Origin of the sequence: Glaesserella sp., from assembly GCF_041814905.1 — a bacterium.
GTDB lineage: Bacteria > Pseudomonadota > Gammaproteobacteria > Enterobacterales > Pasteurellaceae > Glaesserella.
The window spans coordinates 1-22,969 of record NZ_JBGXYA010000004.1 but is presented as its reverse complement, the minus strand read 5'-3'; the positions used below and the strand labels follow the sequence as shown (position 1 = coordinate 22,969).

The following is a 22,969-nucleotide window of genomic DNA, read 5'->3' as shown; positions in this document are numbered from 1 at the left end:
GGAGATTCAATTATGCAAGCAGACAATTCACAATACTACGGCACAGTAAGCCGCTTTTTACACTGGCTAATGGCAATTTGCTTCGGTTTTATGCTTTTTACCGGTTTATCGGACGAAGAAACCTTTAAATCTTTCATTGCTTATCACAAATCCGTCGGCACTATTTTAACGGGATTAATTATTATCCGTTTGATTTGGGCAATCGCTAACCGCCATCGTAGGCCACCGGCAAAAAATATTTTTGTGACTTTAGGTCATAAGGCATTATACGGTTTAATGGTGGTCGTACCTGTTGTTGCATTAATTCGCCAATATGGCGCTGCACGAGGTCCGTTAGACGTTTTCGGTATGAAGGTTATGAATAGTTCGGCAGAAAAAATCGATTGGATGGTTTCCCTTGGTAATCAATGGCACGGACTACTTGCTTGGGTGCTGTTTACCTTAGTTACCGGCCATATCGTAATGGCAATAATACACCAAATTAAAGGTGAGAAAATCATAAATAGAATGGCGGGTAAAATGTAAATCAAAACGGTTTGAATGAAAATTCAAACCGTTTTTTGCAAAATAATTGCTAAAACAGACCGCTTGTACTTGAAACTGAGTCTATTTATCCTCAAATACAGCTCAGTTTTTCAGAAAATTAAGGAATTCAGATGACTACAATTGTGTGTGTACGCCGCAACGGCAAAGTCGCTATCGGTGGTGACGGACAGGCAACCTTGGGGAACTGCATTGAAAAAGGTACGGTTCGCAAAGTACGCCGTTTATATAAAGATAAAGTCGTGACCGGCTTTGCAGGTTCGACTGCGGATGCGTTTATTTTACGCGATCTGTTTGAGAAAAAATTGGAATTGCACCAAGGGCATTTGGTGAAATCGGCGGTAGAACTGGCAAAAGAGTGGCGTACCGAACGTGCATTACGCCGATTGGAAGCGATGATGATCGTGGCGAATGAAAGCGAATTTTTGCTGGTTTCGGGTAGCGGTGATGTGATCGAACCTGAACAGGACGTATTAGCAATAGGTTCCGGCGGCAACTATGCAAAAGCCGCTGCTCTTGCTTTACTCAGAACGGAAAATAATCTGTCCGCTAAAGAAATCGTCGCAGAAGCTTTAAAGATTGCCGGGGATATCGATATTTATTCGAACCATAATCACGTAATTGAGGAAGTATAGTTTTTATAAATACAATGGGCTTGATAAGGCCTCATTTCTGCATTTTCTTGAAGAAACGAGGCTGAATAGAAGTCCTCCGACAACGTATATAAAATCTAATACCGATGAAAAAATTTTTTACTGTCTCTTTGATTGCGGTTTTCTTACTATTTGTATGGGGTAGATATCACTATCTACAACATCAACAAAAGTTACGGGAATACGATCAATCAGTTAAAGACTCAATCACAATTTCTCATTTAGGAAATACTAAAGAAAAAGAAGATTTTGCTGAAAAAATCTATCTGAAAATGAAAGAAAATCCGGACAATCTTCATTGGAAGAAACTTTACTCCACAATCCAAATTGGCTTTTTTAAAAATTATCAGAATGCGATTTCCGTTATGAATGAAATCTATCAAGAAACAAAAGACAACAATGTCCTTATCGGTATCTGTCTTTTAAAAGAAAAGATTAACGAACCTTATCAAGAGTGTTATGAGCAAGTTTTAAAAAACGTCACAGCTCCCTATTATAATGATTTAAATTATTGGGCTGCTGTAGGTGGATTGAAGAAAGATTATTCTGAACAGGATATGGAGAAATCCAAGCTTCCTAAAGAAGGAATTGCTGCTTTTTTAACAAAAGACAGACAAACGCTATTAAACAATATGTTTTAACAAGGAACAAATATATGTCAATGACACCTCGTGAAATCGTTTCAGAATTAGATGCACATATTATCGGGCAAAATGAAGCCAAACGTGCCGTAGCCATTGCATTACGTAATCGTTGGCGACGTATGCAGTTGCCGGAAGAACTGCGTCAGGAAGTCACGCCGAAAAATATTTTAATGATTGGTCCGACTGGGGTCGGTAAAACCGAAATCGCCCGCCGTTTGGCAAAATTAGCCAATGCACCGTTTATTAAAGTAGAAGCAACGAAATTTACTGAAGTCGGCTATGTCGGTAAAGAAGTGGATTCGATTATCCGTGATTTAACTGACGTAGCGGTAAAATTAGTCCGCCAACAATCTGTTGAGAAAAACCGTTTCCGCGCGGAAGAAGCGGCGGAAGATCGTATCTTGGATATTTTACTACCGCCGGCAAAAGATCAGTGGGGAAATTCTGAAACATCATCGGAAACAAGCAAAACCACCCGCCAAATTTTCCGTAAAAAGTTACGGGAAGGTCAATTGGATGATAAAGAGATTGAAGTCGATATTGCGGCACAAATGAGCGTGGAGATCATGACCCCGCCGGGCATGGAAGAAATGACTTCTCAACTTCAATCTCTCTTTGAAGGGATGTCCCCAAACAAAACTAAAAAGCGCAAAATGAAAATTAAAGATGCGTTTAAAGTATTGATTGATGAAGAAGCGGCAAAATTGGTAAATCAGGAAGAGCTTAAACAACAAGCCATTGAAGCGGTAGAACAGCATGGTATTGTATTCATCGATGAGATCGATAAGATTTGTAAAAAAGGCGAATACAGTGGCGGAGATGTTTCCCGTGAAGGCGTTCAACGTGATTTGTTACCGATTATTGAAGGCAGTTCCGTGAATACCAAACACGGAATAGTGAAAACCGATCATATTTTATTTATTTGTTCCGGGGCTTTCCAAGTCGCGCGTCCGTCGGATTTATTACCGGAATTGCAAGGACGTTTGCCTATTCGTGTCGAATTGAAATCATTAACGAAAAACGATTTTGAACGTATTTTAACCGAACCGAATGCATCTCTCACGCTACAATACCGCGAATTAATGAAAACGGAAGGCGTTGACGTGGAGTTTACTCCGGATGGAATCAGCCGTATTGCCGAATCGGCTTTCCGGGTCAATGAAAAAACAGAAAATATCGGGGCTCGTCGTTTACATACCGTATTGGAACGTTTAATGGACGGTATTTCTTTTGATGCCAGTGAGCGTTCAGGGGAAAAAATCGTTATTGATGCGGAATATGTTGGTAAAGCCTTAAATGATGTCGTTGAAAACGAAGATTTAAGCCGCTTTATACTCTAAACTTACCCGATTATTGATTACTTAACTCAAATTAACAAAGTGTAAATGAATAAAAATACAAATGCCAATCTGCTAGCTACAGATTGGCATTTTTTATTAAATACACCGCATAAACATAACGATGACTAATAGGTAAAAGTGTTTTAAATGTAACACATAAGAATAACTTAAATTTAATTTTCAATATTTTACAAAATTTTAATAAATAATTATTTATTTTTTATAAAAAACTATATGTTTTAATGATTATTTAACTATTGGAATTTCAAAAGATTTTATTTTATACCTTTCAATTAAAGAATATAAAGTTTCTCAAAAAGCGCTTAAAAACAGCATTGCTTAATGATTTCGGATATAGACAGCAAGAATTGATGTAAATTACTGTTTCAAATTGTAAGTTATAATTAAAGTTAATTAAATATGATGTTTGTAACATAGTGTAATTATTCTTTATTTAAAAAAACATAATATAATGCCAGCGGTTAGGTTGTATTGTTTATCTAACATTCACCAATAGTACATATTGTTTTCATTTTTTAAATTAATTTATTAAAAGGACGTTGTTATGAACAAAATTTTCCGAGTAATTTGGAATCACGCAACAAATAGTTGGACAGTTGTTTCCGAGTTATCCCACGTCAAAAGTAAGGCTAAATCATCCTCTTTAACCAAAATAGCAACAGCAGTGGTATTAACAATAGGTGGTGTAGTAGGCACGGCAAATGCTGCAGATAATCACGTTGTAGTAGAAGGTACAAGTACTGCAGCAACAGCAAGCGGCGTAAGAGCTATTGCCGTTGGTGTAAATGCGACTGCTTCAGGTATAGACAGTACATCCGTTGGTACTAATTCAAGTACTTCGGATGTAGCAACTTATAGCATTGCAATCGGTGACAATGCAACAGCTGTCGGTGCTCGTGACATTTTTATCGGGCGTAATGCCGGAGTAAATTCTACGAACAGTGGTGCAACAACTAGTGCTGTAGGCTCAACCTATAATAATATCGGTATCGGAGAGAAAGCAGGAAGCAATATTTCAGCTTCGAATATTATTGCTCTTGGTACAAACTCTGCGACCGGTACTTCAGCAGGTAATAATATCGCTATTGGTAGTGGCTCAAATTCTGATCTCTTTTTACCAAGCGCTCTTAATACTTCGTTCAACGTCGCAGTCGGTGAACGTACTGTTGCGACAGGCGGTAGCTCAACAGCTGTAGGTTATTATGCAAATGCAACAGGTTCCTATGCTACAGCAGTAGGTCCGGCTTCAGACGCAAGCGGTAGAAGCTCATTTGCCGGCGGTTCAAAAGCGAATGCAAGCGGTGCTCACAGTACAGCTATTGGAAGTTTATCAAATGCAAGCGGTGCTCAAGCTAACGCTATTGGTTATTTAGCTAATGCAGCCGGTCAAGATGCAGCAGCCTATGGTAGCCAAGCAAATGCTTCAGGCGGTAAATCTATTGCAACCGGTTACCGTTCAACCGCAAGCGGAGCTTCATCAGTTGCTGTTGGTAGTTTAGCAACCGCAACTGATATCAATACGATTGCAGTAGGTACAAATGCTAATGCATCGGCAGGAACCGCCATTGCTGTAGGTTTATCATCTAAAGCTTCAGGTGGTCAGGCAGTTGCTGTAGGTCGTAATGCAAATGCTTCTTCAAACTATACTGTTGCTGTAGGTGGCTATGCAAATGCAGTTTCCGATAACTCAACAGCAGTAGGTAATTTAGCTGTTGCTAATAACGCTTACGATGTTGCTTTAGGTGCAAATTCTCAAACAAGTGCTGTAGTCAATACCACAGAAGCAACAGTTAACGGTGTAACTTACTCAGGCTTTGCAGGAACAACAGCAAATTCAACAGTATCCGTTGGTACCGAAGGTAACGAACGTACTATTACTAACGTAGCAGCAGGTCGTATCAGTGCAACAAGTACCGATGCTATCAATGGTAGCCAATTGTATATGATTGCAAGTGAACTCACTGATCTTATCGATAGCATCCCAAATGCAGCTGCTTCAGGCGGAAATTGGACCATTTCTACGGATGCAAACGGAACAGGCGTATCAACATATACTGCAAATACCAATAGTACGGTGACCTCTAACCAAACGGTTACCTATACAGCCGGTAACAACATTGTTATTTCAGGCGAAGGTAAAACAGTTGAAATTGCAACCTCTATGACTCCGACATTTGATACTGTTCAGGTAGGCGGTAGCACCGGTCCGGTAATCAGTTCTACCACTGACGGAGATGTAAAAGTTGCCAAAGCTGACGGCTCTGCAGCAAAAATTACCAATGTTGCGGCAGGTACGGCAGATACAGATGCGGTTAATGTTAGTCAATTAAAACAAAGTACAGGCGATATTAATAACAATATCAATCGTAATAAGAAAGAACATCGTGCAGGTATCGCAGGTGCGAATGCGGCGGCAGGTTTACCACAAGTTTACTTACCGGGTAAATCGATGGTTGCAGCTTCTGTCGGTACTTTCAAAAATGAAGGTGCAGTTGCCGTAGGTTATTCACGTGCAAGCGACAACGGTAAAGTTATCTTAAAACTTCAAGGTAATGCGAATACCCGCGGTGATTTCGGTGGTGCTGTCGGTATGGGTTACCAATGGTAATTTAAATTAACCTAGCCGAAAAATCACCATGCTAACTATTTAGCACCATGAATAAGGCTAAATAACCCCCCAAAAGTGAATATCTCTAAACTTTTGGGGGGTATTTTTTTAAGCTTTCATGCTACTTAATCCAAGTAATCTCTGTATCAACGAATATAAGCAGTGTAACTTTTGATATTTTTGCAAAAAAATACTCAAAACAGACCGCTTGTAACCTTGCTATGAATGAGTCATTGTTAATAGTTCTCACAAAAAAACTCTTTTTTATTCATTATGTTTAAAATTTATTGTGGATAACTTCAGATCTCTTTGTTAATTTCTTGAGATCTATTCATGAATAACCTTATAAAAACGACTCTTTGTGGATAACTTTTGTAGTTATACACAGGTTAGATCCTTTCGTTTTATGATCTTTGTACAAGTTAATCAGATTTTAATTCATTGATATTATTAAGATTTTTTCGGTTATCCTCAAAGATCGTGTTCCTTAATAACAACTATAATAAAAGATCTTTATATAAATAGATTATTTATATTTAAACGATCCTACAAAAGATCGTGAAATGGTTTTTTTAGATCCGCTTTTTTCATGTAGAATAGCAGCCTTTTCTTTTAGACTGAATTTTAAACAAAGGCAATATATGATTTATCGTGAAATATACGATGTCATCGTCGTCGGTGGCGGACATGCAGGGACTGAAGCGGCATTAGCACCGGCACGAATGGGATTAAAAACCCTACTTTTAACCCATAATGTAGATACGTTGGGGCAAATGTCTTGTAATCCGGCAATTGGCGGTATCGGTAAGGGTCATTTGGTCAGAGAAATTGATGCTATGGGTGGTTTAATGGCGACAGCGACTGACCAAGCTGGAATTCAATTTCGTACTTTAAATAGCAGTAAAGGTCCTGCCGTACGAGCAACCCGTGCGCAAGCAGACCGTGTACTTTACCGTAATGCAGTACGCACCGCTTTAGAAAATCAACCTAATCTGGACATTTTCCAACAAGAAGTGGTAGATATTTTAGTGGAAAACGATCGTGCGGTCGGTGCAGTAACCAAAATGGGATTAACCTTTAAATCACGAACCGTGATCTTAACCGCAGGTACCTTTTTAGCGGGCAAGATCCATATTGGTTTAGACAATTATACCGGTGGTCGAGCAGGTGATCCGGCAGCAACCATGTTAGCGGATCGCTTACGTGATCTGAATTTACGCGTCGATCGATTAAAAACAGGAACGCCACCACGTCTAGATGCGCGCACGATTGATTTTTCGGTATTGGCACAGCAACACGGCGATGATGTATTACCGGTATTCTCATTTATGGGATCGGTTGATCAACACCCTCGTCAAATTCCGTGCTACATCACACATACAAATGAACAAACACACGATTTGATCCGTAACAGTTTAGATCGTAGCCCGATGTATACCGGTATTATAGAAGGGATCGGTCCGCGTTACTGCCCGTCTATCGAGGATAAAGTGGTGCGTTTTAGTGATCGTAACAGCCATCAGATCTATTTAGAACCGGAAGGGCTGAATACAATAGAGGTTTATCCGAACGGAATTTCAACCAGTTTACCGTTTGATGTACAAATGGGCATCGTGAATTCTATGAAAGGATTAGAGCATACACGTATCATTAAACCGGGTTATGCCATCGAATATGATTATTTCGATCCGCGTGATTTAAAACAGACGTTAGAAACTAAAGCTATTAATGGTTTATTCTTTGCCGGTCAAATTAACGGTACAACAGGTTATGAAGAGGCTGCAGCACAAGGTTTATTAGCCGGTATTAATGCCGCTTTACAAGTACAGGGTAAAGAAGCTTGGTTTCCAACCCGTGATTTAGCGTATACGGGAGTATTGGTTGATGATTTATGTACATTAGGTACGAAAGAACCTTACCGTGTATTTACTTCTCGTGCGGAATACCGTTTATTGCTACGTGAAGATAATGCCGACATCCGTTTAACCCCGATTGCTTATCGATTAGGCTTAATCGATGAAGTTCGTTGGGCGCGTTTTAATCAAAAAATGGAAAACATTGAGAAAGAACGTGAGCGTTTAAAACAAATTTGGGCACACGTGCAGATGGAAAATATCGAGCAAGTGAATAGCTTATTAAACAGCCCGTTAGTGCGCGAAGCAAGTGGTGAAGATTTATTGCGCCGTCCGGAAGTCACTTATGAAGCATTAACTCAAATAGAACTGTTTGCTCCGGCGTTAGAAGATAAACAAGCGGCGGAACAGGTTGAGATTGCGATTAAGTACCAAGGTTATATCGAACACCAATATCAAGAGATTGAACGTCATAAACGCCATGAGAATACCTTGATTCCGGCTGAATTTGATTATAGTAAGGTGGATAGCTTATCCAATGAAGTACGCGCTAAATTAATGCAACACCGTCCGGCTTCAATCGGTCAGGCTTCGCGTATTTCAGGTATTACGCCGGCTGCGATTTCGATCTTACTGGTATCGCTCAAAAAGCAAGGCATGTTAAAACGGGGCGAAATTTAAAGGAATTTGCAAAATGTTAGCCAAATTAGACCGCTTGTTAACTCAGGCGGATATTCTCTTAGAAGACAAACAAAAACAGCAACTGGTTAATTTTGTTAAATTGTTAGACAAATGGAATAAGGCCTATAATTTAACATCGGTACGTGATCCGAATGATATGTTGGTTAAGCATATTATGGATAGTTTAGTCGTGAGTAAACATTTACAAGGGGAAACCTTTATTGATGTTGGAACAGGTCCGGGGTTGCCGGGGATTCCGCTTGCAATTGTAAATCCGGATAAACAGTTTGTGCTGCTTGATAGCCTTGGAAAGCGTATTACTTTTATTAAAAATGTAATACGTGAGCTAGGGCTTACTAATGTAACGCCAGTGCTTAGTCGTGTTGAAGAATATCAAGAAATGGAATTTGACGGCGTCTTAAGCCGAGCTTTTGCTTCGTTAAATGACATGGTTGATTGGTGTTATCACTTACCGAATGTAAATGGTCACTTCTATGCATTAAAAGGGGTTTATTCTCAGCGAGAAGTGGATGAAATCAAAAAAACGATCCTGTTAGTCAATTCAATTAAATTGGATGTGCCTGATCTTGTCGGTGAGCGACATTTGGTTGTATTAAAAAAGCAGAATAATGCATAGTTTTTAGTGTAAGTTATGCTGATTTCAGCTATTTTTGATTATAAAACTATCAATTGTTAAAAAAAATGATAAAAGTGTTAAGTAATCCACACTTTTTCTTTGTGATATAGGTTGGAATAATGCTCCAATCTGCGTATAATTCAAAAGTTTTTGATTGCATAACTTTACGTTCATTTTACAGCGTCGCAATCGTTTACTATTTGATTGAATTTTGAGCAAAGAGGTAAAATGTCTGCTGTAATAAATCAGACAAAACAGCTTTACCGCAAAACGTTAAGTTTAGAATTAATAGCTTTTTGTGTATTGACTGTGGTCATTGCTTTGTGGCTAGAGAAAAACAGTGCTTTTTCTTTCATTGCAGGGTGTTTTGCAAGCTTTTTACCCCATTGCCTGTTTGTTTATTGGATGTTTTTTAGAAATACATCAATAAATACTCATAAAATGAGCGTTTTTTATCAAGGAGAAGGGCTAAAATGGTTAGCAACTATCATTTTGATTGTTGCTTTCTTTAAATTTTACGCTGCTATGAATTATATTTCCTTCTTCATCGGATATTTTTTTATTCTGTTATTTAATAGCTTGTTGCCTGTTTTCTTAAAGGTACGAGCAAAATAAGTTTCTTTTAATATCAAAGGGATAAACTATGGCTGGTCAAACAACGGCTGACTATATTAGTCACCATTTATCATTCCTTACAACGGGTGACGGTTTTTGGAATGTGCATTTAGATACGCTTTTCTTTTCCGTCTTAGCTGGCGTTATCTTTTTATTTTTCTTTTACCGTACTGCTAAAAAAGCAACCGTGGGCGTACCCGGTAAATTTCAATGTTTTGTTGAAATAATCATTGAGTGGGTGAACGGATTGGTTAAAGATAACTTTCACGGATCTCGTGATGTTATTGCGCCGCTCGCCATAACCGTATTTTGTTGGGTGTTTTTAATGAATGCCATTGACTTAATCCCGGTTGACTTCCCACCCCAATTTGCTGCGATGCTAGGTATTGATTATTTACGTGCGGTGCCGACGGCTGATATCAGTGCAACGCTGGGTATGGCTATCTGCGTGTTCTGTTTAATTATTTTCTACACGATTAAATCGAAAGGTTTTTCCGGTTTTGTTAAAGAGTACACACTTCATCCGTTTAACCACTGGGCGTTTATTCCGGTGAACTTTGTGCTTGAAATGGTAACCTTGTTAGCGAAACCGATTTCTTTGGCATTCCGTTTATTCGGTAATATGTATGCGGGTGAGTTAATCTTTATCTTGATCGCAGTAATGTATATGGCTGACAATTTCTTCTTACAAGCATTGGGATTGCCGTTACATTTAGCTTGGGCGATTTTCCATATTTTGATTATTACGCTACAAGCTTTTATCTTTATGATGCTAACGATTGTTTACTTGAGTATCGCTTACAATAAAGCGGATCACTAAACAAAATAGATTAATAAGCGGTTATTTATTTGCAAATTTTTGTGGGAAACCGACCGCTTGTTTTGTTTATTTAACTTTTTTATTAACCCTAGCCTTTGGCTAATTTCCTCAATCTTAATGGAGAACATTATGGAAACTGTAATTACAGCAACAATTATTGGTGCGTCAATTCTACTTGCTTTTGCTGCACTTGGTACAGCAATCGGTTTTGCTATTTTAGGCGGTAAATTCTTAGAGTCTTCAGCTCGCCAGCCTGAACTTGCAAGTAGCTTACAAACTAAAATGTTTATTGTTGCAGGTCTTCTCGATGCGATTGCAATGATTGCTGTAGGTATTTCATTACTTTTCATTTTCGCAAACCCGTTCATTGATTTATTGAAATAAGTCGGATTTGCTCAACCGTAGTTACTTTAAGGTAACTTAACCGACTTCGAGGAGGGCGTTGTGAATTTAAATGCAACACTAATAGGCCAACTGATTGCGTTCTCACTTTTTGTGTGGTTCTGCATGAAATATGTATGGCCGCCGCTAATTAAAGCGATTGAAACGCGTCAGGCAAATATTGCAGACGCTCTTGCAAGTGCTGAGAAAGCCAAGCAAGAACAAGCTGATACTAAAGTTTTAGTCGAGCAAGAACTCGCTAAAGCTCGTGAGGAAGCGCAACATATCATTGATTTAGCAACAAAACGTCGCAATGAAATTTTAGATTCTGTCCAAGCGGAAGCAGAAGCTGAAAAAGCGAAAATTATTGAACAGGGTTATGCCGAAATTGAGAATGAGCGTAAACGTGTTCAAGAAGAGCTTCGTCAAAAAGTGGCTGCATTGGCGGTTGCCGGTGCGGAGAAAATTGTGGGTCGTACGGTTGATGCTGCGGCAAACAATGACATTATTGATAAGCTAGTTGCAGAATTATAATTGAGGGGGGCAGATGTCAGAATTAACTACAGTAGCTCGCCCCTATGCTAAAGCAGCTTTTGATTTTGCTTTAGAACAAGGTCAGCTGGATAAATGGCAGGAAATGCTACAGTTTTCTGCATTGGTTGCCGAGAATGATGAGGTAGCGGAATTAATCGATTCTTCTTTTTCAGCAACGAAAATTGTGGATACTTTTATTGCAATTTGTGCCGACCAACTTGATCAATATGGGCAAAATTTCATTCGAATAATGGCTGAAAATAAGCGTTTAGGCGCTTTGCCTTCAGTGTTAAAAGCTTTTCTTGAATTTAGAGCGGAACATGAAGCGATTACGGAAGTTATCGTTACTTCCGCAACTAAACTCACTAAAGCGCAAGAAACGAAAATTACAGATGCTATGACTAAACGACTTAACGGTAAAGTTCGTATCGTATCTCAAGTAGATAAATCTTTAATTGCCGGGGTTGTCGTTCGCTATGGTGATATTGTAATTGATGGAAGCAGCCGTGGTCAGCTAAACCGTTTGAGTCAAGAGTTGTGCTTGTAAGAGGAATAGAAAATGCAACTAAATTCTACAGAAATTAGTGAATTGATTAAAAAACGTATTGCACAGTTCAATGTGGTCAGTGAAGCACATAGTACAGGGACAATCGTTTCAGTAAGTGATGGAGTTATTCGTATCCATGGCTTAACGGATGTAATGCAAGGTGAAATGATTGCATTGCCGGGCAATCGTTATGCGATTGCATTAAACTTAGAAAGAGATTCGGTCGGTGCGGTAGTGATGGGGCCTTATGCGGATTTAGCAGAAGGAATGGAAGTAAAATGTACCGGTCGTATTTTAGAAGTGCCGGTCGGTCGCGGATTATTAGGCCGAGTCGTTAATACATTAGGTCAACCAATCGACGGTAAAGGTGAAATTGACAATGACGGTTTTTCTCCGGTTGAAGTGATTGCACCAGGCGTTATCGATCGTCAATCGGTCGATCAACCTGTACAAACCGGTTATAAAGCCGTTGACTCCATGGTGCCAATCGGTCGTGGTCAGCGTGAGTTGATCATCGGTGACCGTCAAACAGGTAAAACCGCATTGGCGATAGATGCAATTATTAACCAACGTGATTCGGGTATTAAATGTATCTATGTGGCTATCGGTCAAAAAGCCTCAACTATTTCCAACGTAGTGCGTAAATTGGAAGAACACGGTGCGTTACAAAATACTATCGTTGTTGTGGCGAGTGCATCAGAGTCGGCAGCATTGCAATATCTTGCGCCTTATGCAGGTTGTGCAATGGGTGAATATTTCCGTGATCGCGGTGAAGATGCATTAATCGTTTATGATGATTTATCTAAGCAAGCGGTTGCTTATCGTCAAATTTCATTATTATTGCGTCGTCCGCCAGGTCGTGAAGCATATCCGGGAGACGTATTCTACTTACATTCTCGTTTACTTGAGCGTGCAGCGCGTGTAAATGCAGATTATGTAGAACGTTTCACTAACGGTGCAGTAAAAGGTCAAACCGGTTCTTTAACGGCATTACCAATTATTGAAACTCAAGCGGGTGACGTTTCTGCATTCGTTCCGACCAACGTAATTTCAATTACCGATGGTCAAATTTTCTTGGAAACCAGTTTCTTTAACGCAGGTATTCGTCCGGCGGTTAACCCGGGTATTTCGGTTTCTCGTGTTGGTGGTTCAGCACAAACCAAAGTAGTTAAAAAATTAGCCGGTGGTATTCGTACTGCACTTGCACAATATCGTGAATTAGCTGCATTTGCACAGTTTGCTTCAGACTTAGATGATGCAACGCGCAAACAACTTTCTCGCGGTCAAAAAGTAACAGAATTACTTAAACAGAAACAATTCTCTCCAATGTCAGTTGCACAATTAGCGTTATCATTAGCTGCTGCTGAATTTGGTTATTTAGATGATGTTGAAGTTGAGCGTATCGGTTCATTTGAAGCAAATCTTTTAGATTACGCTAATGCAAATTATGCGGAATTTATGAAAGAATTAACAAAATCAGGCAATTATAATGACTCTATTAAAGATAAATTAGTCGAGATTTTGGATAGTTTCAAAAAGAACAGTGCGTGGTAATTCTACTTTAGCGGAGAAATAATATGGCAGGTGCTAAAGAGATTAGAACTAAAATTGCAAGTGTTCGTAATACGCAAAAAATTACTAAAGCGATGGAGATGGTTGCAGCGTCTAAAATGCGTAGAACGCAAGAAAGAATGTCTGCTTCCCGTCCGTATTCGGATACCATTCGTAAGGTAATAAGCCATATCGCCAAAGGAAGTATTGGTTATAAACACCCTTTTTTAACCCCGAGAGAAGTGAAAAAAGTGGGATATCTTGTTGTTTCGACTGACCGTGGCTTATGCGGTGGTTTAAACGTAAATTTATTTAAAGCAGTGCTTAATGAATTTAAGATACAAGAAGAAAAAGGCGTTAAAACACGAGTCGGTTTAATCGGAAGTAAATCAATCAGTTTCTTCTCAAATTTGGGAATTGAAATTGCCGCACAAATCTCCGGATTAGGTGATGCACCGGAAGCCGAGCGGATTGTCGGTATTGTCGGCGGAATGATTGAACGGTTCCGGAAGGGTGAAGTTGATGAGGTTTATGTGGTTTATAATCGCTTCATCAATACGATGTCACAAAAACCGGTCGTACAAAAGTTACTTCCTTTACCTATACTTGAAGATGATGATTTAGAATCAGACGGTTCATGGGAATATATTTATGAGCCGGATCCAAAATTATTATTGAAGAGCTTACTGATACGTTATTTAGAAGCTCAAGTGTATCAAGCGGTAGTGGATAATCTTGCGTCTGAACAAGCGGCTCGGATGGTAGCAATGAAAGCAGCAACTGATAATGCAGGTAATTTAATTAATGACTTACAGTTGGTGTATAACAAAGCACGCCAAGCAAGTATTACGAATGAATTAAATGAAATTGTCGCGGGTGCCGCAGCAATTTAACAACGAATAGAGGAACGGTAATGGCAACGGGAAAAATTGTACAAATCATCGGTGCGGTAATCGATGTTGAGTTTCCACAAGATGCAGTACCAAAAGTTTATGATGCATTGAAAGTTGAAACAGGTTTAACCCTTGAAGTTCAACAACAATTAGGCGGTGGTGTAGTACGCTGTATCGCTCTTGGTACATCTGATGGTTTAAAACGTGGTTTAAAAGTTGAAAATACGAATAAAGCGATTGAAGTACCGGTAGGTACGAAAACGCTTGGTCGTATTATGAACGTATTAGGTGAGCCGATTGATGAAGCGGGTCCTATCGGTGAAGAAGAGCGTTGGACGATTCACCGTGCAGCACCAAGTTATGAAGATCAAGCTAACAGCACAGAACTTTTAGAAACCGGGATCAAAGTTATCGACTTGATCGCGCCGTTTGCTAAAGGGGGTAAAGTTGGTTTATTCGGTGGTGCCGGCGTAGGTAAAACCGTTAATATGATGGAGTTAATCCGTAACATCGCAATCGAGCACTCAGGTTACTCTGTGTTCGCAGGTGTTGGTGAGCGTACACGTGAAGGTAACGACTTCTACCACGAGATGAAAGACTCTAACGTATTAGACAAAGTATCACTGGTTTATGGTCAGATGAATGAGCCACCGGGTAACCGTTTACGTGTTGCGTTAACCGGCTTAACAATGGCGGAAAAATTCCGTGACGAAGGTCGTGACGTGTTATTTTTCGTAGATAACATCTATCGTTATACCCTTGCTGGTACGGAAGTATCTGCGTTATTAGGTCGTATGCCGTCTGCGGTAGGTTATCAGCCGACGCTTGCAGAAGAGATGGGTGTACTTCAAGAGCGTATCACTTCAACCAAAAAAGGTTCTATCACCTCGGTTCAAGCGGTTTATGTTCCGGCGGATGACTTAACGGACCCGTCACCGGCAACAACCTTTGCTCACTTGGACTCAACGGTTGTATTAAGCCGTAATATCGCCTCATTAGGTATTTATCCGGCAATTGACCCGCTTGATTCAACGTCACGTCAATTAGACCCGCTTGTTGTCGGTCAAGAGCACTATGATGTTGCGCGCGGCGTACAAAAAACGCTTCAACGCTATAAAGAGTTAAAAGACATCATCGCAATTCTTGGTATGGATGAATTATCCGAGGAAGATAAATTGGTCGTTGCCCGTGCGCGTAAAATTGAACGTTTCTTATCACAACCATTCCACGTGGCAGAAGTGTTCAACAGTGTACCAGGTAAATTTGTTCCATTAAAAGAAACCATTCGTGGCTTTAAAGGCATTTTATCAGGTGAATACGACCATATTCCGGAACAAGCGTTCTATATGGCTGGTTCAATTGACGAAGTGGTTGAAAGAGCCAATAAAATGTAATTGTTCTTTGAACTAAGGAGAACAACATGACGCCATTTGAACTCACTGTCGTTAGCGCTGATCGCAAGATTTTTTCCGGGCAGGTTACGAGTGTGCGGGTTTCAGGGGTTGAAGGGGAATTGGGTGTCTATGCCGGGCACACCCCATTATTAACCGCGATTAAACCGGGTATGGTTAAATTTACCTTAGAAGATAATAAGGAAGAATTTATCTATGTATCGGGCGGTTTCCTTGAAGTTCAGCCGACCGTTGTTACGGTACTTGCCGATGTGGCAATTCGTGGTGACGAGCTTGACGAGCAACGCATTTTAGCGGCGAAGCGTAAAGCGGAAGAAACCATGAGTAAAACTAACGAAGCGGATATGACTGCGAAATTAGCAAGAGAAATTGCCAAATTGCGTGTTTACGAACTCACAAAAGCAAGAGAAGCGGGAAGACGCTAATTTCATCAATAAAACGCTTTAACTTTTAAAGTTAAAGCGTTTTTTCTTTTTTACAAGCGGTCGGATCGCGATCATTTTTTGCAAAAGGAGGTATTGTGGCAACAATGAAAGATATCGCCCGTATTGCGGGTGTGTCGCTTTCAACGGTTTCACATGTGGTAAACGGCTCACGTTTTGTTAGCGAGGAAATAACGTTACGTGTCAATAAGGTGATTAAAGAGCTAAATTACACCCCTTCTTTTGTCGCTCGTAGCTTAAAAATGAAAGAAACCAGTACGATTGGTATGCTTGTTACTACGAGCAGTAATCCGTTTTTTTCCGAAGTCGTCAGGCATGTTGAACGCTATTGTGAAAAACACCAATATCACCTAATTTTAGTCAACACGGAAGGAAACAACCAAACCCTAGCCCAACATGTGGAGCGTTTATTGCGTAAGCAGGTTGACGGTTTATTATTGATGTGTGCTGAACCTCAACAGGATGAACCGTACATTATGAATAATCTCCGTTTACCGATGGTCGTTATTGATTGGTGGCAACAGCCGTTAAAAGCGGATATTATTCACGAAAATTCCGAATTAGGCGGTTATCTTGCGACAAAAGCGCTTATTGATGCCGGTTATCGCGAGATTGCCGTCATCACCGGCGAGTTAACCAAACCGCTTGCCGAGAAGCGGTTGAACGGTTACAAGCGGTCACTTTCGGAGAATAATTTGCAAATTCGTTCGGAATGGATCATCGAAAGCCGGTTCCATTATGAAGGCGGTTTAACGGCAATGGAAAAATTGCTTGCTTTACCGCACCGCCCGAAAGCGGTTTTTGCAATGAGTGACAGTATTGCAATCGGCGCTTATCAAGCGATTTGGCGCGCCGGACTGCGTATTCCGCAGGATATTGCCGTGATCGGCTACGATAACATTGAGTTATCTCAATACCTTTCTCCGCCCCTTTCTACTATTCACCAACCGAAAGCACGTTTGGCCAAACATGCGGTTGAACGTCTGATTTCCCGTATACGCCATCCCGAACAAGCGGTAGAAACTATTCAGTTAACCCCGGAACTTATCCAACGCGAATCCTTTTAGATTTACTCTTTTTTATCCTTATCGGCACAAAAAATGTTACGACTGTCACATTTTTGAACTTTATTTGTTGATAGTACATACATTTCTTTCTACAGTCGTTTCGGTTTCATTTTGTAATGAAGCTATTTTAACTATTTTTTTATCTGGGAGAGATTGTTTATGAAAATTATGGCTGTGTGCGGTTCCGGTTTGGGTAGTAGCTTTATGATGGAAATGAACATCAAAAAAGCATTGGCAAAAATAGGTGTAGATGCCGAGGTAAACCATACCGATTTGGCTTCGGTAACATTGGATGATGCGGATCTCTTTGTGATGGCAAAAGACATTGCGGAAAGTAGTAGTATTCCGTCTGATCGTATTGTTGTCGTGAAAAATTTAGTCAGTGTCGCTGAATTTGAAGAGAAATTAAGCGCTTATTTTAATCGTTAGCGGGGTGGTTATATGGACGGTTTACTCTTTTTTATCCTTGATATTTTAAAAGTACCTTCAATTTTAGTCGGTCTTATCGCATTAATCGGGCTGTTGACACAAAAGAAATCATTGCCGGATGTGATTAAAGGTACGGTTAAAACGATTTTAGGCTTTATCGTATTAGGCGGCGGTGCCGGCGTATTGGTCGGATCGCTAAACCCGCTTGGCGGCATGTTTGAACATGCGTTCAACGTACAAGGGATCATCCCGAATAATGAAGCGATTGTCTCCATGGCAATTGAAAAATACGGTACGGCAACCGCATTAATTATGGCGTTCGGGATGGTGGCGAATATTTTGGTTGCACGCTTTACGCGGATGAAATATATCTTTTTAACCGGTCACCATACGTTTTACATGGCATGTATGATCGGAATCATTTTGACGGTCGTCGGTTTTGAAGGCGTACAATTAGTGTTGGTCGGATCGCTTGCTCTCGGTTTGGTGATGGCATTTTTCCCGGCAATCATTCAGCGTTATATGCGGAAAGTGACCGGCAGTAATGATGTCGGTTTCGGTCACTTTGGTACGTTAGGGTACGTATTGTCGGCTGCGATCGGACAAGCGGTCGGTAAAGGTTCAAAATCAACCGAAGAAATGAATTTACCGAAAAACTTAAGCTTTTTACGTGACAGCTCCATTTCCATTTCCCTCACTATGATGGTGATTTATCTTATTCTTGCCTTGGCATCCGGTAATACTTACGTCGAACAACAGTTTAGTAACGGACAAAATTATTTGGTCTATGCAATTATTCAAGCAATCACTTTTGCCGCCGGTGTCTTCATTATTTTACAAGGTGTGCGTTTAATTTTGGCGGAAATCGTGCCGGCATTTACCGGTTTCTCCGAAAAATTAGTTCCGGATGCGAAGCCAGCTTTGGATTGCCCTATTGTCTTCCCGTACGCGCCAAATGCAGTACTTGTCGGTTTCTTATCCAGTTTTGCAGGCGGTATTGTCGGTCTTGCATTATTAGGGCAATTGAATTGGGTACTTATTTTACCGGGAGTGGTTCCTCACTTCTTTTGCGGCGCAACGGCAGGTGTATTCGGTAATGCGACCGGCGGTCGTAGAGGCGCAATTTTAGGCGCGTTTGCCCACGGGTTATTAATTACTTTCTTACCGGTCTTTTTATTACCGGTATTAGGTTCTTTAGGCTTTGCCAATACAACTTTCTCGGATTCAGACTTCGGTGGGGTCGGTATTGTGCTCGGTTATATGGCTCAATATTTATCTAAAGATGTGATTACGGCAGTGATTATCGGTATTTTCGCATTATTGGTTGTACATAATTACGTGGCGAAAAAATCGGATAAAACGGAGTCTTAGCCATGGACGAACAACGGCTTAAAACATTTGCCAACCAAATTCGAATTGAAACCTTAAAAAGCTTATCGCATTTAGGTTTCGGGCATTTCGGCGGTAGCTTATCCATTGTCGAAGCCTTGGCGGTGCTTTACGGCGCAGTGATGAAGGTTGATCCGAAAAATCCGCAATGGCAGGAAAGAGATTACTTTGTGCTATCGAAAGGGCATGGCGGACCGGCACTTTATGCCACTTTGGCATTGAAAGGTTATTTTCCGGTGGAGCAATTGCTCACGTTAAACCAAAACGGTACATTATTGCCCAGCCATCCGGACAGACTGAAAACATTGGGCGTTGATGCAACCACAGGTTCGCTCGGGCAAGGAGTGTCGATTGCCGCAGGCATTGCCCTTTCCCATCAATTACGCGGTTTACCGAATCGAACCTTTTGCATTGTCGGTGACGGTGAATTAAACGAAGGGCAATGTTGGGAGGCATTTCAGTTTATTGCGCACAGGCGGCTAACTCATTTGTGTCTTTTAGTTGATTTTAATAAACAGCAATTAGACGGAAATTTAACCGACATCATTCATCCGTTTGATCTGTCGGATAAGTTTACGGCATTTGGTTTTCGGGTCGTCACCGTTAAAGGTGACGACATTCAGCAGCTCTACCATGTTTTAAGCGAATCGCCGAAAGGCAAACCGTTAGTGGTGATTTTGGATAGCGTGAAAGGACAAGGCGTACCTTATTTGGAAGATTTGCCGAATTGTCACCATTTACGTTTGACGGAAGAGATTCGTAGGGAAATCAATCGTGCCATTGAGGTATTGGAGGCGGAAAATGCTCGTTTATGATGAATTTGAAATGCGCAAAATCTATGCCGATACTTTGCAAAATATTATGCAAAACAACCCGCTTGTTATTCAATTGGAAGCGGATTTAATGAGCTGTTTGACGATGGATAAGGTACAGAAACAGCTGCCGAATCAAGTGATTAACTGCGGGATTATGGAAGCAAATGTTGTCGGTATGGCTGCCGGATTGTCGATTGCCGGGCATATTCCGTTTGTCCATTCGTTTACCGCTTTTGCCAGCCGTCGCTGTTTTGATCAACTTTTTATGTCGCTGGACTATCAGCGATCGAATGTCAAAGTGATTGCTTCGGACTCTGGCGTAACGGCGGTACATAACGGCGGAACGCACATGTCTTTCGAAGATATGGGGATTGTACGCGGGCTTGCCAATGCTACGGTATTGGAAGTGACGGACGGTACCATGATGGAAAATATGGTGAAGCAGTTAGCTGAGTTGAACGGGTTTTATTGGGTCAGAACCATCCGTAAAAAAGCAGTAAAGATTTATCAGGAAGGAGAATCTTTTACCATCGGTAAAGCTAAGGTATTGCGTGAAGGGAAAGACGTCACATTAATTGCTAACGGTATTATGGTTGCTGAAGCGTTGAAAGCGGCTGATATTCTTGAAAAACAAGGTATTGAAGCTTCCGTCATCGATATGTTCACGCTAAAACCGATCGATCGGGAATGTATTATCCGCTTTGCCGAATTAACGGGCAAAGTCGTCACCTGTGAAAATCACAGTATCCATAACGGTTTGGGTTCGGCGGTTGCCGAAGTGTTATGCGAACATTGTCCTACACCGCTACGACGAATCGGAATAAAACAGCGCTACGGACAAGTCGGCACCTTAGATTTCTTAATGAAAGAATATGAACTGACCGCGGACGATATTGTGAAGCAGGTTTTAGCTTTCTAAGTTTATTGATGATAAGCGATTTGTTTACAACGAATCGCTTTATTTTTTGAACCTCATCACACTTTTAATAAAAGTCAGTTGTTTTTTTAGACAATCTTTTCTACTCTTTTAGTTATCGAAACGTTTCGATGATTTTTTAAGGAGGGTTTGTGATGAAAAAGACAACAATCTTAAATGCTCAACTTTCTCATGTGATTGCCACAATGGGACATACTGACGGATTAACCATTTGTGATGCGGGTTTACCGATTCCCGCCGAACAGCACTGTATTGATCTAGCCTTAACGCAAGGTATTCCGGACTTTCTTTCGACTTTACAAGCGGTGTTAAGCGAACTCTTTATTGAAAAAATTCTATTAGCGGAAGAAATCAAAATACATAACCCTCACATTGAACAACAATTATTAACTCTCATTAATCAAACCGCTCAACAACAAAATAAGCCTATTGATATTCTCTACGTGCCTCATCAGGACTTTAAACAGCAAAGCAATCATGCCAAAGCTGTCGTTAGAACGGGAGAATGTAGTCCGTATGCCAATGTCATTCTCTATTCGGGCGTACCGTTTTAGGTGGATATGATGAAAACCTTACTCAAAATTAGCGGAATAGATAAAGCCTTTCCCGGTGTTCAGGCGCTTAAAAATGCTTGCTTGAATGTCTATGCCGGTAGAGCAATGGCGTTAATGGGGGAGAATGGTGCGGGTAAATCCACCTTAATGAAAATTCTGACCGGAATTTATCATCGTGATGCTGGTACGATTGAATATCTTGGACAAGCGGTGAAATTTGCTAATCCAAAAGCCTCTCAAGAAGCTGGGTTAAGTATTATTCATCAAGAGCTGAATATTTTGGGGAACTTGTCGATTGCCGAAAATATCTTTCTTGGTCGTGAATTTACACACCCTTGGGGCGGGATTGATTGGCGTAAAATGTATGCGGAATCCGACCGCTTGTTAGCTCGCCTTGGTGTTCGCCATTCCAGTAAACTTCTTGCTGGTGAGCTTTCTATCGGCGAACGACAAATGGTAGAAATTGCGAAAGCCTTGAGTTTTGAATCCAAAGTGATTGTCATGGATGAGCCGACGGATGCGCTGACGGATACGGAAACCGAAGCGCTGTTTGCGGTGATTCGTGAGTTGAAAGCGGAAGGTCGTGGCATTGTCTATATTTCCCACCGTATTAAAGAAATTTTCCAAATTTGTGATGATGTGACTGTTTTGCGTGACGGGCAATTTATTGGTGAAAAAGCCGTTGCTGATTTAAACGAAGATCAGTTAATTGAAATGATGGTCGGACGAAAATTGGAAGAACAATATCCGCATATCGACACCGATCAAGGCAGTGTGCGCCTTGAAGTCAATAATTTGACGGGAAGCGGTGTTCATCAAATCTCATTCAACCTGAAAAAAGGCGAAATTCTCGGCGTTTCAGGGTTAATGGGTGCCGGTAGAACCGAGTTGATGAAAGTACTTTACGGGGCATTGCCGCGTACATCGGGTTCAGTCAAATTAGATGGCAAAGAGATTCATAACCAGACTGCTCAAAATGGATTAGATAACGGCATTGTCTATATTTCCGAAGACCGTAAGGGTGACGGTTTAGTGCTAGGTATGTCGGTGAAAGAGAATATGTCCTTGACCGCATTAGAGCAATTTTCCCGCTACGGACGAATTGATAAAGTTCGAGAGAATATGGTCGTCACGGATTTTATTGAGCTGTTTAATATCAAAACCCCCAATGCCGAAAAAATTATCGGAGAACTTTCCGGCGGAAATCAGCAAAAAGTGGCGATTGCCAAAGGTTTAATGACCCGTCCGAATGTGCTGATTTTAGATGAGCCGACCCGAGGTGTCGATGTCGGGGCAAAAAAAGAAATCTATCAACTGATCAATAAATTTAAAGCGGAAGGGCTTAGTATCATTTTAGTGTCGTCCGATATGCCGGAAGTCTTGGGAATGTCCGATCGTATTTTAGTGATGCGGGAAGGGAGAATCAGCGGTGAATTTACCCGTCAAGAAGCGACGCAAGAGAAATTATTGGCGGCGGCAATCGGTAAAACAAGCGGTCAGATCTCATAGGAAATTTGCAAATGAATAAATCGTTTAACCTCACTAAATTTTTAATCGACCAACGGTCGATTATCGCGTTAATCACGTTGATTGTCGTGGTGT

23 protein-coding genes are annotated in these 22,969 nt (G+C 40.7%); all 23 read left to right on the top strand.

Translation table 11 applies throughout. The annotated features are described in order from the left end of the window. Positions 1-12: 12 nt before the first annotated feature. The 23 genes from ACEYJ7_RS00670 to rbsA all read left to right on the top strand — a co-directional run bounded on the left by ACEYJ7_RS00670 (position 13) and on the right by rbsA (position 22,876). Positions 13-525 (top strand): cytochrome b, encoded by a 513-nt coding sequence (locus tag ACEYJ7_RS00670; RefSeq protein WP_373777112.1) that lies wholly within the window; start codon positions 13-15, stop codon positions 523-525. A 131-nt stretch (positions 526-656) separates the two neighbouring features. After that, positions 657-1,178 carry an ATP-dependent protease subunit HslV gene (hslV, locus tag ACEYJ7_RS00665; RefSeq protein WP_373777111.1) on the top strand — a complete coding sequence of 174 codons (522 nt, stop codon included), beginning with the start codon at positions 657-659 and terminating at the stop codon, positions 1,176-1,178. A 104-nt stretch (positions 1,179-1,282) separates the two neighbouring features. Beyond that, a complete protein-coding gene (locus tag ACEYJ7_RS00660) occupies positions 1,283-1,837 on the top strand; it encodes a hypothetical protein (RefSeq protein WP_373777110.1) in 555 nt (184 codons plus the stop codon). Positions 1,838-1,851: 14 nt separating this feature from the next. Next, complete coding sequence (gene hslU, locus ACEYJ7_RS00655; protein ID WP_373777109.1) at positions 1,852-3,180, top strand: HslU--HslV peptidase ATPase subunit; 1,329 nt, start codon at positions 1,852-1,854, stop codon at positions 3,178-3,180. A 565-nt stretch (positions 3,181-3,745) separates the two neighbouring features. Beyond that, positions 3,746-5,809 (top strand): YadA-like family protein, encoded by a 2,064-nt coding sequence (locus ACEYJ7_RS00650; RefSeq protein ID WP_373777108.1) that lies wholly within the window; start codon positions 3,746-3,748, stop codon positions 5,807-5,809. 641 nt (positions 5,810-6,450) lie between these two features. Next, positions 6,451-8,343 carry a tRNA uridine-5-carboxymethylaminomethyl(34) synthesis enzyme MnmG gene (mnmG, locus tag ACEYJ7_RS00645; protein ID WP_373777107.1) on the top strand — a complete coding sequence of 631 codons (1,893 nt, stop codon included), beginning with the start codon at positions 6,451-6,453 and terminating at the stop codon, positions 8,341-8,343. 13 nt (positions 8,344-8,356) lie between these two features. Next, the gene (gene rsmG, locus ACEYJ7_RS00640; RefSeq protein ID WP_373777106.1) at positions 8,357-8,980 is read left to right on the top strand and encodes a 16S rRNA (guanine(527)-N(7))-methyltransferase RsmG; all 624 of its coding nucleotides are present in this window, start codon (positions 8,357-8,359) and stop codon (positions 8,978-8,980) included. A gap of 228 nt (positions 8,981-9,208) precedes the next feature. Then, the gene (locus ACEYJ7_RS00635) at positions 9,209-9,595 is read left to right on the top strand and encodes an ATP synthase subunit I (RefSeq protein ID WP_373777105.1); all 387 of its coding nucleotides are present in this window, start codon (positions 9,209-9,211) and stop codon (positions 9,593-9,595) included. A gap of 28 nt (positions 9,596-9,623) precedes the next feature. Further along, the gene (gene atpB / locus ACEYJ7_RS00630) at positions 9,624-10,415 is read left to right on the top strand and encodes a F0F1 ATP synthase subunit A (RefSeq protein WP_373777104.1); all 792 of its coding nucleotides are present in this window, start codon (positions 9,624-9,626) and stop codon (positions 10,413-10,415) included. A 129-nt stretch (positions 10,416-10,544) separates the two neighbouring features. Continuing rightward, positions 10,545-10,799 (top strand): F0F1 ATP synthase subunit C, encoded by a 255-nt coding sequence (gene atpE / locus ACEYJ7_RS00625; protein WP_005713637.1) that lies wholly within the window; start codon positions 10,545-10,547, stop codon positions 10,797-10,799. 60 nt (positions 10,800-10,859) lie between these two features. Next, positions 10,860-11,330, top strand: a complete 471-nt coding sequence (atpF, locus tag ACEYJ7_RS00620; protein ID WP_373777103.1) for a F0F1 ATP synthase subunit B — start codon at positions 10,860-10,862, stop codon at positions 11,328-11,330. Positions 11,331-11,343: 13 nt separating this feature from the next. Then, a complete protein-coding gene (atpH, locus tag ACEYJ7_RS00615) occupies positions 11,344-11,877 on the top strand; it encodes a F0F1 ATP synthase subunit delta (RefSeq protein ID WP_373777102.1) in 534 nt (177 codons plus the stop codon). Between the two features lie 12 nt (positions 11,878-11,889). Further along, a complete protein-coding gene (gene atpA, locus ACEYJ7_RS00610; RefSeq protein ID WP_373777101.1) occupies positions 11,890-13,431 on the top strand; it encodes a F0F1 ATP synthase subunit alpha in 1,542 nt (513 codons plus the stop codon). 23 nt (positions 13,432-13,454) lie between these two features. Beyond that, complete coding sequence (atpG, locus tag ACEYJ7_RS00605) at positions 13,455-14,321, top strand: F0F1 ATP synthase subunit gamma (RefSeq protein WP_373777100.1); 867 nt, start codon at positions 13,455-13,457, stop codon at positions 14,319-14,321. Between the two features lie 20 nt (positions 14,322-14,341). Further along, positions 14,342-15,715 carry a F0F1 ATP synthase subunit beta gene (gene atpD, locus ACEYJ7_RS00600; RefSeq protein ID WP_373777099.1) on the top strand — a complete coding sequence of 458 codons (1,374 nt, stop codon included), beginning with the start codon at positions 14,342-14,344 and terminating at the stop codon, positions 15,713-15,715. Positions 15,716-15,741: 26 nt separating this feature from the next. Then, positions 15,742-16,158 carry a F0F1 ATP synthase subunit epsilon gene (locus tag ACEYJ7_RS00595; RefSeq protein ID WP_373767573.1) on the top strand — a complete coding sequence of 139 codons (417 nt, stop codon included), beginning with the start codon at positions 15,742-15,744 and terminating at the stop codon, positions 16,156-16,158. Positions 16,159-16,253: 95 nt separating this feature from the next. Then, the gene (locus ACEYJ7_RS00590) at positions 16,254-17,243 is read left to right on the top strand and encodes a substrate-binding domain-containing protein (RefSeq protein ID WP_373777098.1); all 990 of its coding nucleotides are present in this window, start codon (positions 16,254-16,256) and stop codon (positions 17,241-17,243) included. Between the two features lie 159 nt (positions 17,244-17,402). Continuing rightward, positions 17,403-17,672 (top strand): PTS sugar transporter subunit IIB, encoded by a 270-nt coding sequence (locus ACEYJ7_RS00585; protein ID WP_373777097.1) that lies wholly within the window; start codon positions 17,403-17,405, stop codon positions 17,670-17,672. A gap of 12 nt (positions 17,673-17,684) precedes the next feature. Next, positions 17,685-19,043: a PTS ascorbate transporter subunit IIC gene (locus ACEYJ7_RS00580; protein ID WP_373777096.1), complete on the top strand. Its 1,359-nt coding sequence runs from the start codon at positions 17,685-17,687 to the stop codon at positions 19,041-19,043. Positions 19,044-19,045: 2 nt separating this feature from the next. Beyond that, complete coding sequence (locus ACEYJ7_RS00575; protein ID WP_373777095.1) at positions 19,046-19,876, top strand: transketolase; 831 nt, start codon at positions 19,046-19,048, stop codon at positions 19,874-19,876. Continuing rightward, positions 19,863-20,795 carry a transketolase family protein gene (locus tag ACEYJ7_RS00570; RefSeq protein WP_373767578.1) on the top strand — a complete coding sequence of 311 codons (933 nt, stop codon included), beginning with the start codon at positions 19,863-19,865 and terminating at the stop codon, positions 20,793-20,795. Before ACEYJ7_RS00575 ends, ACEYJ7_RS00570 begins: the two co-directional genes overlap by 14 nt. Before the next feature lie 152 nt (positions 20,796-20,947). Beyond that, positions 20,948-21,367 carry a D-ribose pyranase gene (rbsD, locus tag ACEYJ7_RS00565; protein WP_373777094.1) on the top strand — a complete coding sequence of 140 codons (420 nt, stop codon included), beginning with the start codon at positions 20,948-20,950 and terminating at the stop codon, positions 21,365-21,367. Positions 21,368-21,376: 9 nt separating this feature from the next. Next, the gene (rbsA, locus tag ACEYJ7_RS00560; protein ID WP_373777132.1) at positions 21,377-22,876 is read left to right on the top strand and encodes a ribose ABC transporter ATP-binding protein RbsA; all 1,500 of its coding nucleotides are present in this window, start codon (positions 21,377-21,379) and stop codon (positions 22,874-22,876) included. Positions 22,877-22,969: the final 93 nt, after the last annotated feature.

Coding starts and splice junctions, on each gene's coding strand:
- ACEYJ7_RS00670 (WP_373777112.1), top strand. CDS start 13: ATGCAAGCAGACAATTCACAATACTACGGCACAGTAAGCCGCTTTTTA.
- hslV (WP_373777111.1), top strand. CDS start 657: ATGACTACAATTGTGTGTGTACGCCGCAACGGCAAAGTCGCTATCGGT.
- ACEYJ7_RS00660 (WP_373777110.1), top strand. CDS start 1,283: ATGAAAAAATTTTTTACTGTCTCTTTGATTGCGGTTTTCTTACTATTT.
- hslU (WP_373777109.1), top strand. CDS start 1,852: ATGTCAATGACACCTCGTGAAATCGTTTCAGAATTAGATGCACATATT.
- ACEYJ7_RS00650 (WP_373777108.1), top strand. CDS start 3,746: ATGAACAAAATTTTCCGAGTAATTTGGAATCACGCAACAAATAGTTGG.
- mnmG (WP_373777107.1), top strand. CDS start 6,451: ATGATTTATCGTGAAATATACGATGTCATCGTCGTCGGTGGCGGACAT.
- rsmG (WP_373777106.1), top strand. CDS start 8,357: ATGTTAGCCAAATTAGACCGCTTGTTAACTCAGGCGGATATTCTCTTA.
- ACEYJ7_RS00635 (WP_373777105.1), top strand. CDS start 9,209: ATGTCTGCTGTAATAAATCAGACAAAACAGCTTTACCGCAAAACGTTA.
- atpB (WP_373777104.1), top strand. CDS start 9,624: ATGGCTGGTCAAACAACGGCTGACTATATTAGTCACCATTTATCATTC.
- atpE (WP_005713637.1), top strand. CDS start 10,545: ATGGAAACTGTAATTACAGCAACAATTATTGGTGCGTCAATTCTACTT.
- atpH (WP_373777102.1), top strand. CDS start 11,344: ATGTCAGAATTAACTACAGTAGCTCGCCCCTATGCTAAAGCAGCTTTT.
- atpA (WP_373777101.1), top strand. CDS start 11,890: ATGCAACTAAATTCTACAGAAATTAGTGAATTGATTAAAAAACGTATT.
- atpG (WP_373777100.1), top strand. CDS start 13,455: ATGGCAGGTGCTAAAGAGATTAGAACTAAAATTGCAAGTGTTCGTAAT.
- atpD (WP_373777099.1), top strand. CDS start 14,342: ATGGCAACGGGAAAAATTGTACAAATCATCGGTGCGGTAATCGATGTT.
- ACEYJ7_RS00595 (WP_373767573.1), top strand. CDS start 15,742: ATGACGCCATTTGAACTCACTGTCGTTAGCGCTGATCGCAAGATTTTT.
- ACEYJ7_RS00585 (WP_373777097.1), top strand. CDS start 17,403: ATGAAAATTATGGCTGTGTGCGGTTCCGGTTTGGGTAGTAGCTTTATG.
- ACEYJ7_RS00580 (WP_373777096.1), top strand. CDS start 17,685: ATGGACGGTTTACTCTTTTTTATCCTTGATATTTTAAAAGTACCTTCA.
- ACEYJ7_RS00575 (WP_373777095.1), top strand. CDS start 19,046: ATGGACGAACAACGGCTTAAAACATTTGCCAACCAAATTCGAATTGAA.
- ACEYJ7_RS00570 (WP_373767578.1), top strand. CDS start 19,863: ATGCTCGTTTATGATGAATTTGAAATGCGCAAAATCTATGCCGATACT.
- rbsD (WP_373777094.1), top strand. CDS start 20,948: ATGAAAAAGACAACAATCTTAAATGCTCAACTTTCTCATGTGATTGCC.
- rbsA (WP_373777132.1), top strand. CDS start 21,377: ATGAAAACCTTACTCAAAATTAGCGGAATAGATAAAGCCTTTCCCGGT.